Consider the following 11,791-nt stretch of genomic DNA (forward strand, 5'->3'; position numbering starts at 1 on the left):
CTCCCCTTCACCTCGACGAGCGCGAACCGCTCGTCAGCGACGCTGCGGGAAACCGAACCACGCGAACCGGTTGATGGGCGCTTCCTTCGGCGCGCTGATCGGCTTGTCGAGATCATCGAGCTTCAGCCGGGCCTGCGCCTTCTGGAGGTTCGTGAACCAAGACGCCCGCGGGGTCAGGCCCTCGGTGGAGATGCGCTGGATTTGGTCGAAGCAGCTCGCGTAGGCCGAGAGCGCGATGTGCATGTCCTTCGACAGGCGGCCCGCATTCCAGATCAGCCGTCCGGTGCTCTCGTATTCCGCCCGGGCCGCATCGGTGCGGAGCGGGAAACTGCACGGCGGGAATGCGCGATAGCCGGGATGCGCCAGAACCGTCGGGTCGCCCTGGCCTACTTGCGCGAGCGAGGGCTTCGGCATCGCATCAGCCGGCGAAGCCCGGCGAGCCCGTGCCGATCCGCGGCGTGCCGGTTGGCCCCTGGTCTGGCGCCATGTCGGCGAGCACGCGCTGGCTGTGCTCCTGGTGCCGGATGGCCTGGCCGAGGAGCGCGATGATCTCGCGGTTGTTGTGCAGCACCGTCTGCGCCTGCGGGCGGGCGTCGGCGGCGATCTTGGCGCACTTCGCCTCCATCTCGCCGACGAGCGCGCGGAGATGCTCCTCGAGCTTCGCGCCACCCGGGTTCTCATACGACATCAGGATGGGCATCGCTCGGTCTCCGTCTCGTTGGGCGCGCGCCGGCGGACCGACGCGCGTCTGCGCCTTCGAAATCAGGCCGCCGAACCCTGCTCGGCCGCCTCGCCCGCGCCGGCCTGCTTCTGCTGGTCGGCCGGCGCCTCGGAGGCCTGCACGTTGTCGAGCGGCCCCGAGCCGGTGCCGCCGTTCGCCGGATGCGCGTCGACCACCGCGGCGCTCTCCGGCAGCGGGCCGGACGAGGCCGCGCCTTGGGCGAGGCTCACTCCGGTGCCCTCGGACACGGCCCGGGCCAGGTCGGACCGCGAGGACTGCAGGTCGGCGATGATGGCGTCGAGCTCGCTCTTGTCGTCGCTGGCGGCCACGGCCTTCAGGCGGTCGGCCAGCCCGCTGATCAGCGCGATCGCGGAGGCGGTCACGGTACGCTCGGCCGCAACCTCGGCGCGCAGGGCATCGAACTTCTCGGACATGGCTCTCTCCATCAGCGCGACCTCCGCGCGAAGGGCTTGCAGAACGCGCATCGTCTCGGCGTGGTGCTGAGCGGCGCGGCGGAACAGGAACATCGTGGACCTACCGGAAGCGCGCCGGCCGGGCGGCGGGGTCGTCACACCAGAGGGGGAGCTTCTCCACCTCGCCGATCTGGCGGGCGAAGCGCTCCATCTCCGCCTTCACCCCGTGGTGCATGAGGCAGAGGCCCCACCGATTGTCCGAATCGAACATCGCGCCGCCGTCCACGATCGGGTGCTTGTGGTCGACGAGCTTCGCGAAGGTCAGCTGGCCGTTCTGATCGCACCATGCGCAGAACGGGTGCCGGCGCCGATGCTCTGCCGAGACCTTGCGCCAGCGGTGATCGTAGCCCCGCTCCGTCGCCGAGGTGCGCTCGTAGCGCTTCGAGAGGATCCTGGCCGGGCGAGAACCGCGACCGCGCAGAGGCTGGGGCACCCCGAATTTCGCCGTTCAGCCGATTTTTTTCGCTGCGGCTCTCGGAAAAAGGCTCCCCATTCGGTTGCTGCTCCCCTGCCTCGGATCCTTAATCGACCCCCCATACCCCTTGGGCGGTGAGGTCTGTTGCTGCTGGGCAGAGTCGTAGCAAAGAGGGGGTCCGAAACCTCCCTCCGGGCCGCTCTGCTCGTTCTCAACCCTGTTCGGGGAGTACAAGGGGCGGTCGGGCCGGCACCGAGTTGGTGCGCCCCTTGTGAATCAGGCCCGATTCCGCGCGTCAATCCGGCCCTGTGGAAAACGTTACTGCCGCTCGATCTGTCGCAGCTCAAGCTCGACTGGCGTGGCTCGACCGAAGATCGAGACCTCGACCTTCACCATGCCGCGGCTCGCATCGAACTCCTCGACCACGCCCGAGAAGCTGGCGAAGGGGCCGTCGGCAACGCGCACCGTCTCGCCAATGCTGAACGCCTCGTCGACGTCGAACAGGGGCACTGAGCCGATGAGGGTCTCGGCGAAGTCGCGCATCTGCTTGTCGGGGATGACCGCGGGCAGGATGACTGCATCGTCGCGCCGGCCGCCCTGATCGTCCAGCAGCGATACCTGCCGCTCGACGTGCTCGACGTCCCAGGCGAAGGCGCGATCGCGGCGCAGGCTCGGCATGTCGCCGTAGACGCGCCGCTCCATCAGCCAGGGATGCTCGGCAGCGAGCTCCTCGAGTTGGCCCCGATCCTTCAGCCCGACGAACACCGTGCGGTCGAACAGCGGCACCTGCATCTTCCGGATGCGGCCCGAGCTCATGACCTGCTCAACCTCGTCGCGGGGCCGGAAGTGCGGGATCTTGGCGATCCGCAGCTTCTCGCACAGCTCGCCGGTATGGCCGACGCAGGCCTCGACCATCGCCCACAGCTTGCCCTCGGGCAGGTCATACTCCGCCCGGCGCGCCGCGATCCGCTCGGCCTCGCGCTGCTGCCGCTCACGCTGGAGCTTCTCGCGCGGGCTTTCGGCGGGCCCGGCCTCTGCCTGCTCGGCGGCTGGCTCGTCGCCTTCGGCCTCGGCGTTCATCTCGGGCAGTACCTCGCCCCGCCGCATGAACGCCTTGTGTGCTCGCTCTCGCTGAAGCTTCCGGCGTTGCCGTTGCTTCTGGGTCAGCCTGCGCCTCACGCTACGCTCCAGTCGCGCCCAACCCCGTCCGTGCGACCCGCACGTCCGGCCCCGTCCCAAACTGCTGATCTTGTTCCGATATCGGCATACCGAGGACGGATCCGGCCCTGCCCTCACCCGCATCGGAACGGGTCGCCGAGATGCGGCCCGGCACCTGCGCCGCCAGGGCCCGTGTCGCCTCACGGTGCCGGCGGTCCCACAGCAGGACCGAGCCGGACGGCGGGCCGCGTCGGGGCGCGGGTCGGCCCATCACGCGGCCTCCTCGTCGACCTCGAGCCGTACCGGGCCTTCGTGGTCGCGGATCGTCGCGACCCCGGCGAGGCCGAGGAACATCCGCTGCATGTCGACGACATAGGCGGCGCCGTCCCGCTCCCGCTGGAGCTTGAGCTTCACCACCATCAGACCGCCCTCGCGGGTCAGCCGCTCGGCGAAGGCTGTGAGGCTCGCATCGGGGACGCCGATCGGGAACTGGAGCGGCAGGCCGGACGGGCGGTCGATGGTGGTCTGGACCTGGAGGACCAGCATCACGCGGCCTCACCGATCAGCAGGCGGGACGGGATCTTGCAGCCGGGCTGGCCGGGCGCCGGGCCCCACAGGTGGTCGACCCATCCGCCCATCTCGCGGTGCTTCGCAATGGCGGCTCGCAGCACCGGCTCGGCATAGGCGCCATAGGGCGAGCCGAGGTCGATCTTGTCGGCCTCCGCCACCGGCGCGGCTGGGACCGGGCTCAGACCCTCGGCGGTGCGCAGGGTGCGCTGGGCCGCCACCCGCTCGGCGACGGTGTTCGCCAACAGCGACCACGTCCGGATCGGCGTCCGCCGCGTCCCGAGGTCGAGCAGGGCCGGAATGATCTCGCGTTCGAGGTCGAGGCCGTCGGCCTCCAGCCGGGCCATCGGGCTGACGACCAGGTCCTGCACCCAGTCCCGGGGCAGCACCTCGCGGCACCGCCGCTCGACGCGATCAAAGTTCTCCCGGCTGTTCCACGCTGGCGGCGGCGGCGGCGCGGCGGCGGCGGGAGCCGGCGGGCCGGAAGCGGCCTTGGCCGGCGCTGCTGCGGCCTGGTGCCGGGTCGGTGCCTCGTGTGCGCGCTCGCGCGGGGGTGAGCCGCCGCCGCCGGGATTATCTCTCTTCCTATCCCCTCCACTCCTATCCCTTCCTACGCCGATCGTTCGACGACCGTTCGGCGAATTGGGGTCGGGTGGTTCGGGCAGTTGCGACTTCTGAGGCCGGTCGATCTTCTGGTGGTGCCAGCCGGTGACCTGCAAAAACTCTTTCTCATCAACCTCATAGAGGTACAGCAGGCCATTCGCCGATAGTTCGTCGATCAATCGACGAATGTCTTCGGCCAGAACGTCGTCGGACGGAAACACCTGAGCCTTGATCCGCTTCGGCGACAGCGTCATGCGGCCGGCGTCGTCGCAGAAATTCCAGAGGCCGATGAACAAGAGGCGAGCGTTCGTCGAGCACTCCATCACCTGCTCGGAGCTCCAGAACTCCGGCTTGATCGAGCGGATGCGAGCCATCAGCGGGGCCCCCGTGCGGTCTGAGAGATTGCGGACGAGGCCACGTCGCACCACAGGTCGAGGGTCGGGCACGGCCCGCTGCGGTTCTTGGCCAGGATGATCTCGAGGGCGTTCTGCCGCTCGATGAGACGGGCGCCGACCTCGGCGTCGCCGTTGCTGCTCTTGAGCTTCTTCTCGAGGTAATAGGCCTCGCGGTAGAGCATCAGCACCGCGTCGGCGTCCTGCTCCAACTCGCCGGAATCCCGCAGGTCGGCGAGGCTGGGCCGCTTGTCGGCCCGGTCCTTCGCCTCGACCCCGCGGTTCAACTGGGTCAGCAGAACGACGCAGATGTCCTCGGACTTGGCGAGCTGCTTGAGCGAACCCGAGATCTCGCCGATCTCCAGCACCCGGTTGCCCTGGTAGCGGTCCGAGACCTTGATGAACTTCAGATAGTCGATGAAGACGACGCCGAGGTCCTGGCCCATCTTGGCGAGGCGCCGCTTCTCGGCCTTCACCGCCGCCGCGATCTGGGCGACGCTGACCGACGGCTCGCATTCGAGCTTGAGGTGCAGGCGCTCGTAGCGCTTCATCGCCTCGTCGATCCGCCACAGCTCGTCGTCGTCGAGCTCGACGGCGGCCATGATCTTGCCGAAGGTCAGCGGGCGGTTGTGCAGGTAGGACAGATCCGCGAGGTAGCGGGCAATCTGCTGGTCCCGGGTCACCTCGCACTGGAAGACGAGCACGCCAGCGTCGCGGGCGGCGAACCGGCTCAGCGACGTCATCGCCACCGTCTTGCCCATGCCGGGCCGCCCAGCGAGCAGCCAGAGCTGACCGCGCTGGAATCCGCCATTCGTGGCTCGGTCGAGATCCGCGATGCCGGTCGGCACCGCCGTGGACCGCAGCAGCCCGGACCGCAGCCCCTCGATCCGCTCCCGCATCCAGGCTGTGGCCTGCGCCGCATCCTGGCCGCTCATCCGGCCATCGCTGCCCGTGCCGCGCACCTCGAGGAGCGCCGTGTCGGTCTCGTCGATCAGAGTGCTGGCCTGGTCCTCGGCGCCGCCCTGGCGGGCCTGCTCGGCGAGGCCCTCCCCAATCATCACCAGCGCCCGCCGGCGGGCGAACTCGCGCACGATCGCGGCGTGGCCGGGCGCGTCCCAGGAAGCCGCATCAGCCGCAAGGCTGGCGAGGTATCGCGCCGGCGGCTGGCCGGCGATCTCGCGCGTCTTGAGGTACTGCGCGACCGTGACGGCCGAGACCGGCAGGCCGCCGGCGCTCAGCGCCAGCATGGTGCCGTAGACCTCGCGGTGCTCGGCGCCGAACAAGTCGTCGACCTTGAGCCCCTGCGCCACCTCGGTGAGCTGATCCGGCTTCAGCAGCAGCGCGGCCAGCAACGCCCGCTCGGTGTCGAAGCAGTGCGGCAGCCGCTCCAGCGCCTGGCTGTCGGTCGGCCGGAAGGCGACGACGTTCTCGTGATCCCAGCTCATGCAGCGCGCCTCCGGTGTCGGGCCGGAAGCATGTCCTCCGGCATCATCACCGCGCCCTGGCGGAGGCGCGGCGGGATCTCGGCGCCGTCCGGGTAGAAGCCGCGGCCGTCGAGCGGCTGCTGGATCCCCGGCACGGTGTGGCAGATCAGGTCGAAGCGCTCGGCCGCGGCCAGGACCTCCTCGCGGGTCCCGCGGTAGAGCACCTGCTGCTGGTGGATGATCGCCCAGCGCATGGCGCTACTCCGCTGCTGTGACGGCGGGAGGCGCGTCATCACCGCCGAAGCGGCGGGCGATGTCGGCCCGGTAGGCTTCCTCTCGCTCGATCAGCTCGGCGCGGAGGCTTTCGGCGATCGCCGCGGCGGCGGTGGTGCCGGTGCCGGCGAACGGGTCGAGGACCAGACCGCCGGGCGGCACGACGAGGCGGCAGAGCCACCGCATCAGCGCGATCGGCTTCACGGTCGGATGCTTCGAGCCGGCCCGGTCTGCCTTCGTCGCCTTGGAGCAGTAGAAGAACCGGGCGGCCGATCCGCTGTCTGCGTGGAACGCTCCTGCCACGCGGGCGCGTCGCCCGGTCACGCGACCGACGCTCGCCTCGCTGGGTTCGGTGCCGCGTACGGGCGCCGCCGCTCCGGCCTGCTTCGGGAAGGCCGCAACGACCTCCTTCGAGCCGTCGTGCAAGATGTTGGCGGGCCAGCGGCCGGCCGCGGACGGCTCAAAGCCGTTCTGCTCTACGCCCGGCGTCGGCTTGCCATCGCGGTAGTGGGACCGCAGTAGGCCCGCGCCGCCGATCAGCGCGTCATCGGTTGCGACACGGCAGGCATCGATGTTGATCGCGCCGGTGCCGTGCTCCCGCAGGCATTCCTGGACGGTGCCCGCCAGCGGCTTGCGCGCCAGGACGATCGGCTCGTAGGCCGGCTTCAGCGCGGTGCCCCACCCCGCCCACTTGTCGGACGCGGCAGCGGCGGCCTCGCGGAACAGGTCGCTGTCGGTGACCTTGCCCAGCGCCTTCTCGGCATCGTGGCTCTTCGGGAAGCCGGTCCCGAAGAGCCACATCAGCTGATCGCGAACCTCGAACCCGGCATCCTCGATCGCGCAGGTGAGGCGGTGGACGTTCTTCGGGGCGCCGAAGGCCACCAAGTGGGCGCCCGGCTTGAGCACGCGCAGCACAGCCGCCCAGGTCTCCGGACGGAAGGCGATATCGCCGCCGTCCCAGGTCTGCCCCATGAAGCCGCGCGAGTGCCGCCCCATGGCGCCGGCGGACGATCGTGATGACGGGTCGACGCCCGACCAGCGCTTGATGATCGAAGCGAAGTGGTAGGGCGGATCCGTCACGCACGCGTCGAAGCGGTCGGGCGGCAGCGTGGCGAGCACGTCGAGGCAGTCGCCGGCGTGCAGGCGGACGTCCCCATCTGCGAGGAACGACCTCATGCCGCCCTCCCGCCGAGGCGACCGAGGGTCAGGCGGGAGTACCGCGGCGCCTTCTCGTGAACGGCGCAGGCCCACAGGCCGAGCGCGTCGGCCGCGTTGTCGTCCTTCGGGTCCCAGCCGTGGCTACGAGCGGCCGCGACCATGTCGTCCTTGCTCGCCTTGCCGCTGCCGGCGAACATCTTCTTCACGCTGCTGTTGTTGTGCTCCATGCAGCGGATCTGCCGGCGGTAGCAGGCGAGCTCGGTCTGCCAGCACAGGCCCATGAGCTTGCGAGCGGTGTTCGCGTTGCCGGTGCCGCTAACGAAGGGGGCCTCGAACACGACCAGCGCCGGGTTCTCCAGCGTGATCATGTCGAGGAGCCACTCGTCGTAGGCATCGCCGAAGCGCCCGATCTCGGCCCCGGTCGAGGGCAGCAGCTTCGAGCCGTAGTGCGGCTCCCCGTCGGGCGAACCACAGGCCCAGCCCAGACGGGTCGCGAGGTCGAGAGCGAGGATCTTCGGCAGCGCCATGGCTCAGTGCGCCAGCTGCGCGATGCCGCCCTTCAGGCGCGCCGTGTTCTCGGCGACCTGGTCGTCGGCAGAGGCCTTCTCGGTCTGGCCGGCCCGGCGGGCGGCCTCGTCGCCTTCCGCACCCTCGAACAGATCAGGGGAAGGGTTGAGGTCGAGCTTTACGCGGTAGTCGTCGAAGGCGCGGAGGTAGTCGGCTCGGGCCGCGTCCTCCATGCGAGCCAGCTTGCGGCAGTCGTTGAAGGCCCGCCGGTGCACGCCGTGCACGTCCTCGGCTTTCTTCACGGCGGCGCCGAGCTCGCCGCGCGCCTCGTCCATCTTGGTCTTGTGGCCGTTGCAAAGCGCGATGAGGCTCTTCAGCACGCTCGCGGCCACACCGGTCTGCTTCTTCGCCTTCGTGTCCTTCAGCTTCTCGGCCATGGAACTCTCCACTCACCCGGACGCGCCCCGGGCCGGCGCCCGGCCCGCACATGCGAGCCGGGGTCAGGTCGGGGACGGGATCAGGCGACGGCGGCGAGCGGCTTTTGCTTCGCCTGGGCGCCCGGAACGCCGAGGCCCATCTGCTTGGCCAGGGTCGCGCGGGCCGCGCTGTAGGAGGCACAGACCATCGGGTAGTCGGCCGGCAGGCCGAACTGCTCGCGGTAGCTGCGGGCGTCGAGGCCGTGCTTCGTGAGGTGGCGCTTCAGCGTCTTGTACGGCTTGCCGTCGATGAAGCTGATCAGCGCGTCCGGCGTGATCGACTTGCGGATCTGCGCCGGGGTCAGCGACTCCGCGGCGGCCTCGACCGGCGCCGCACCGCTGAGCCCGGCGAGCGTCGCGTGAACGGACCGGATCAGCCCGGGCAGCTCGGCGGCAGGCACGTGGTTCAGCCGCACGTAATTCGCGACGATGTTGACCGTGTAGTCGATCGCCGTGTCGATGCCGGGGGTCAGGTCGTAGGTCTCGGCCATTGCGGGCCTCCAGATCGCGCGGGAGCGCCCCGCGAGGCGGGCCTTTCAGCCGGGGAAGCAGAGGGCGCGCAGCATCACGGCCGGCGCTCCCGGGTGTCGCTGCGGGCGTCGTGATCGCGGTCCCAGAGGCGCGGCGACCACTCACGAGCGGGCGCTTCAGGCGGGCAGATCGCGTCGGCCTCGGCGCCATAGCGCTTGGCATCGGCCGCTCGGCGGTTGCGGAAGGCCAGGACCGAGCGGATGCGCGCGTTGGCGCGGGCCTCGTCGAGGTGAGCGAGCCATTCCAGCAGGCGCAGGACGTGGAAGCGGACCGGCCTCAACGCTGAGCCCTCCGCCAGTCCTCGGCGAGCATCTCGTCGATCGCCTGTCGCTCCGCGAGCAGCTTCTGCTTCCGCTCCTCTCGGGCGAGGTCGTCCAGCCAGGGGAGCGGGTTCGCCATCGCGCCCACGACGAAGGCGAGTCCGTACTGGTTGAGGATGGGCCCGACGTACTCCAGCGAGGGCTTGGCCTCACCGCTGAACCACTTCTCGACCGTCCGAATGGGTGCCTGCAGGTCAGCAGCGACGCGCTTGGCGGTGCTGGCAGGATAGATCCGACGCCATTGGTCTACCCAGGCTTGAGGTTTTATCACCCATCCTTGGGTATCCGTATGCCCAGACTTCCGCATGTCGTTCCCCGATGCTGTGTGCATCGGGGTCGAGTGCAGGACGCCTGAGGACATGGAGGTGGCAACCGACATCAGCAGGCTCCACAACGGAGCAAGCGGCATCCAGCCGAAAGGATCAGCAGATGCAGAGGGATGCGGTACGCAGAACAATCATCCGCATTTACAGGCCAGCGCACGTCTTCGTCTTGGCGGAGGAGAGACGTGTGCGGACGCAAGGCGACCCCGCGGCGGGTCGAGTCAGCGAGGTCACCGCGGGGCGCTCGAGCCTCGCCGGATCCGGCGGCGAGGCGAGCTGAAAGATCGCTGGGGCTTTCTCGGCCCGTGCCCAGCAAACGGGGTCCGCTCAGGACGTTTCCACGGACGCCCTGGTCGAGATCGGACGCGCAGTAGCGCGAGAGGATGGGAGCAGCGCTCATCGCGCGCTCCACGGCATGGAAGGAAGCTCGCCGCGATAAGCGGCGCCGCGCATCTGCGCGACACCGACGATTACGGCGATCCAGAGGGGAAGCGACAGGGCCAGACCGAGGAGGAGGCCGCGGAAAAACATGTCAGGCGGCCTCGGTCTCGGCGGAAGCGAGACGCTCACGAGGCAGATGAGCCCGGACGAGGATGTCGTTGTTGATCTCGATGCCGCGCGCTTGGGCGGCATCAACGATCCGAGGCCAGTAGATCACTGGGATCGAACCGCGCTGGAGCATGTCGCTCCCGCGGGCGCACGGGTTCTTGGCGAACCCGCAGATCACACCGAAGGCCGTGGGCCCCCCGAGTGCAGCGATGATTTCGGCGACGGATTCCATGGCAGGCGACACGCTACGCCTGATGCGTAGCAGGTGTCAACGCACAACGCGTAACGCCGTGTGCGAAGCGGCAGACATGGATTCGATCGCCGAACGCCTGCAGTACCTGCGAAAGAAGGCTGGCTACGAGACAGCCACCGAGGCGGCCCGCGCCTTCGGGTGGACGCCGTCGACCTATCTCGGGCACGAGAACGGCGACCGAAACCCGAGCCGTGAGACAGCGAAGCGATATGCCGCTGCTTACAAGACTAGATGGGAGTGGATCCTTGAAGGAGGCCCCCGCCTAGATGCTCCTAAAGACGATACCGTCCCGATCGTGGGCGATGTTGGAGCCGGAGCGCGGATAGTCTTCAACGGCGAGCCTCAGGGTGGGTATGATCGAGCGCCACGTCCCCCGGGTTCGTCGCCAGATACTGTAGCAGCTCGCGTGCGCGGCGATTCTATGCCCGGCCTCGCCGAGGATGACTGGCTGATCTACTACGACCAGCGCGTCCGCGGACTGCCCGATGAGTGGATCGGACAGCTATGCGTCGTGTGGATCTCCGAGGACGAGGTCTATGTGAAGAAGGTGTTCCGCGGCCGCGACAGTGGCCCGTATCTCCTCGTCTCGACAGGCGGATTGCCGCCCATCGAGGTCGAGGAGATCAATTGGTCCGCCAAGGTCGCGTGGATCAAGCCCCGCTAGAAATCATCGGTCTCAGGCACCTCACCGATTCGAGCCAGGAAAGTCGGCTCAGCGAATTCATCGGCACTGCTCGCGCCCGGGCGGGAATATGCGAGCGCTCCAACTGCCTCGTTCTCGGTGACGAGCCGTTCGGCCAACCGCTTCGCAGCTTCAGGACTTGGGCACTGCCTGACAGGTGCGGCCGAGAGCGCTCCGCGACCTCGACGAATGAACGGTTGTACGGCGTGATACTGCACATGAGCCATCGCTGATCCCGTTTCCGTTGCGGCCGTCATAGCCAGCGCTGAAACTAGAACGAACGAAGAACAAAATCTCGGTCAATCAGGCGTTGTCGGAATCATCGTGACTCTGCCGTGGGTTGGGCTGTGCGCGGTTGTGGACAACGCTGATTGCGCACCGAGAAGTCGCACCGACCTGGCGCTACGCAAGATGCGTTGACAAGCGTTACGCACGATGCGTAGTATCTGCCATCGCCACCGCCGCGATGGAGCGCCGCCATGCTCAACAATCTCGACACCTACCTCGCGACCGCGAGCTGCACCGAGCTGGTCGTCTATGCCTCGCTCGGCATCATCACGCTCGGCCTGGGCCCGTTCCTGCCGGCCTGGATCGGTGAGCACTACCTCGCCGCCCGGCGCGCCTCGCAGGGCATCAGCTGATGGCCGGCGTGAGGCACACGCCGGGTCCTTGGTCCGCGCACACCTCGCCCCCGGCAGACGCTGCTTCGGTGTGGGCCGACGGTGAGGATAGCCTCTCCGTCGCGGCACCGGTCGCGATCTGCACGGATCACAGTCTCGGCCGTCGACCGGTCGAGGAGTGTCAAGCGAACGCCCGGCTGATCGCAGCCGCGCCCGACCTGCTCGCCGTGCTGAAAGACTTCGCCGAGCAGTACGCCGGCTGGCCCGAGCATCAGTTCTCGCGCGCCGGCCTCGCTCGTCGGGACGCGGCCCTTAAAGCCATCGCGAAGGCGGAGGGCCGCTGACC

Annotated in this window: 19 protein-coding genes and 1 pseudogene; 3 read left to right on the forward strand and 17 right to left on the reverse strand. The window is 68.8% G+C overall.

Features of this window, described 5'->3' with window-relative positions; translation table 11 throughout:
- Positions 1 to 33: 33 nt before the first annotated feature.
- The 17 genes and pseudogenes from LOK46_RS13555 to LOK46_RS13635 all read right to left on the reverse strand — a co-directional run bounded on the left by LOK46_RS13555 (position 34) and on the right by LOK46_RS13635 (position 10,122).
- Positions 34 to 414: a hypothetical protein gene (locus LOK46_RS13555; protein ID WP_273564235.1), complete on the reverse strand. Its 381-nt coding sequence runs from the start codon at positions 412 to 414 to the stop codon at positions 34 to 36.
- Between the two features lie 4 nt (positions 415 to 418).
- Positions 419 to 700 (reverse strand): hypothetical protein, encoded by a 282-nt coding sequence (locus LOK46_RS13560; RefSeq protein WP_273564236.1) that lies wholly within the window; start codon positions 698 to 700, stop codon positions 419 to 421.
- 62 nt (positions 701 to 762) lie between these two features.
- Positions 763 to 1,155: a hypothetical protein gene (locus LOK46_RS13565; RefSeq protein ID WP_273564237.1), complete on the reverse strand. Its 393-nt coding sequence runs from the start codon at positions 1,153 to 1,155 to the stop codon at positions 763 to 765.
- A 100-nt stretch (positions 1,156 to 1,255) separates the two neighbouring features.
- Positions 1,256 to 1,627, reverse strand: a complete 372-nt coding sequence (locus LOK46_RS13570) for an HNH endonuclease signature motif containing protein (protein WP_273564238.1) — start codon at positions 1,625 to 1,627, stop codon at positions 1,256 to 1,258.
- A gap of 300 nt (positions 1,628 to 1,927) precedes the next feature.
- Positions 1,928 to 2,095 (reverse strand): annotated as a pseudogene (locus tag LOK46_RS32855) (KOW motif-containing protein); the annotation flags it as partial.
- Between the two features lie 942 nt (positions 2,096 to 3,037).
- The gene (locus LOK46_RS13580; protein WP_273564240.1) at positions 3,038 to 3,313 is read right to left on the reverse strand and encodes a hypothetical protein; all 276 of its coding nucleotides are present in this window, start codon (positions 3,311 to 3,313) and stop codon (positions 3,038 to 3,040) included.
- Positions 3,313 to 4,311 (reverse strand): hypothetical protein, encoded by a 999-nt coding sequence (locus LOK46_RS13585; RefSeq protein ID WP_273564241.1) that lies wholly within the window; start codon positions 4,309 to 4,311, stop codon positions 3,313 to 3,315. The genes LOK46_RS13580 and LOK46_RS13585 overlap by 1 nt, the downstream gene beginning before the upstream one ends.
- On the reverse strand, positions 4,311 to 5,774 hold the full coding sequence (locus tag LOK46_RS13590) for a replicative DNA helicase (protein WP_273564242.1): 1,464 nt from the start codon (positions 5,772 to 5,774) through the stop codon (positions 4,311 to 4,313). The genes LOK46_RS13585 and LOK46_RS13590 overlap by 1 nt, the downstream gene beginning before the upstream one ends.
- Positions 5,771 to 6,007, reverse strand: a complete 237-nt coding sequence (locus tag LOK46_RS13595) for a hypothetical protein (RefSeq protein WP_273564243.1) — start codon at positions 6,005 to 6,007, stop codon at positions 5,771 to 5,773. Before LOK46_RS13595 ends, LOK46_RS13590 begins: the two co-directional genes overlap by 4 nt.
- Positions 6,008 to 6,011: 4 nt before the next feature.
- Entirely contained in the window at positions 6,012 to 7,202 is a 1,191-nt protein-coding gene (locus LOK46_RS13600; RefSeq protein ID WP_273564244.1) for a DNA methyltransferase, read from the reverse strand.
- A complete protein-coding gene (locus tag LOK46_RS13605) occupies positions 7,199 to 7,711 on the reverse strand; it encodes a hypothetical protein (protein ID WP_273564245.1) in 513 nt (170 codons plus the stop codon). The genes LOK46_RS13600 and LOK46_RS13605 overlap by 4 nt, the downstream gene beginning before the upstream one ends.
- Before the next feature lie 3 nt (positions 7,712 to 7,714).
- Entirely contained in the window at positions 7,715 to 8,128 is a 414-nt protein-coding gene (locus LOK46_RS13610) for a hypothetical protein (protein WP_273564246.1), read from the reverse strand.
- Between the two features lie 80 nt (positions 8,129 to 8,208).
- Entirely contained in the window at positions 8,209 to 8,658 is a 450-nt protein-coding gene (locus LOK46_RS13615) for a MucR family transcriptional regulator (protein WP_273564247.1), read from the reverse strand.
- A 74-nt stretch (positions 8,659 to 8,732) separates the two neighbouring features.
- Positions 8,733 to 8,978: a glycogen synthase gene (locus LOK46_RS13620; protein WP_273564248.1), complete on the reverse strand. Its 246-nt coding sequence runs from the start codon at positions 8,976 to 8,978 to the stop codon at positions 8,733 to 8,735.
- Positions 8,975 to 9,289, reverse strand: a complete 315-nt coding sequence (locus tag LOK46_RS13625; protein WP_273564249.1) for a hypothetical protein — start codon at positions 9,287 to 9,289, stop codon at positions 8,975 to 8,977. Before LOK46_RS13625 ends, LOK46_RS13620 begins: the two co-directional genes overlap by 4 nt.
- 448 nt (positions 9,290 to 9,737) lie before the next feature.
- A complete protein-coding gene (locus LOK46_RS13630) occupies positions 9,738 to 9,872 on the reverse strand; it encodes a hypothetical protein (protein WP_273564250.1) in 135 nt (44 codons plus the stop codon).
- Position 9,873: 1 nt separating this feature from the next.
- Entirely contained in the window at positions 9,874 to 10,122 is a 249-nt protein-coding gene (locus tag LOK46_RS13635; protein WP_273564251.1) for a hypothetical protein, read from the reverse strand.
- A 76-nt stretch (positions 10,123 to 10,198) separates the two neighbouring features.
- On the opposite strand from LOK46_RS13635, the gene LOK46_RS13640 reads away from it, so the two are divergent.
- From LOK46_RS13640 to LOK46_RS13650, 3 genes are all read left to right on the forward strand, one after another.
- The gene (locus tag LOK46_RS13640; RefSeq protein WP_273564252.1) at positions 10,199 to 10,807 is read left to right on the forward strand and encodes a LexA family transcriptional regulator; all 609 of its coding nucleotides are present in this window, start codon (positions 10,199 to 10,201) and stop codon (positions 10,805 to 10,807) included.
- Positions 10,808 to 11,304: 497 nt separating this feature from the next.
- The gene (locus LOK46_RS13645) at positions 11,305 to 11,466 is read left to right on the forward strand and encodes a hypothetical protein (RefSeq protein ID WP_273564253.1); all 162 of its coding nucleotides are present in this window, start codon (positions 11,305 to 11,307) and stop codon (positions 11,464 to 11,466) included.
- Positions 11,467 to 11,534: 68 nt separating this feature from the next.
- Positions 11,535 to 11,789: a hypothetical protein gene (locus tag LOK46_RS13650; RefSeq protein ID WP_273564254.1), complete on the forward strand. Its 255-nt coding sequence runs from the start codon at positions 11,535 to 11,537 to the stop codon at positions 11,787 to 11,789.
- The last annotated feature ends 2 nt before the right edge of the window (positions 11,790 to 11,791 follow it).

This window comes from Methylobacterium sp. NMS14P (assembly GCF_028583545.1).
Taxonomy (GTDB): domain Bacteria; phylum Pseudomonadota; class Alphaproteobacteria; order Rhizobiales; family Beijerinckiaceae; genus Methylobacterium.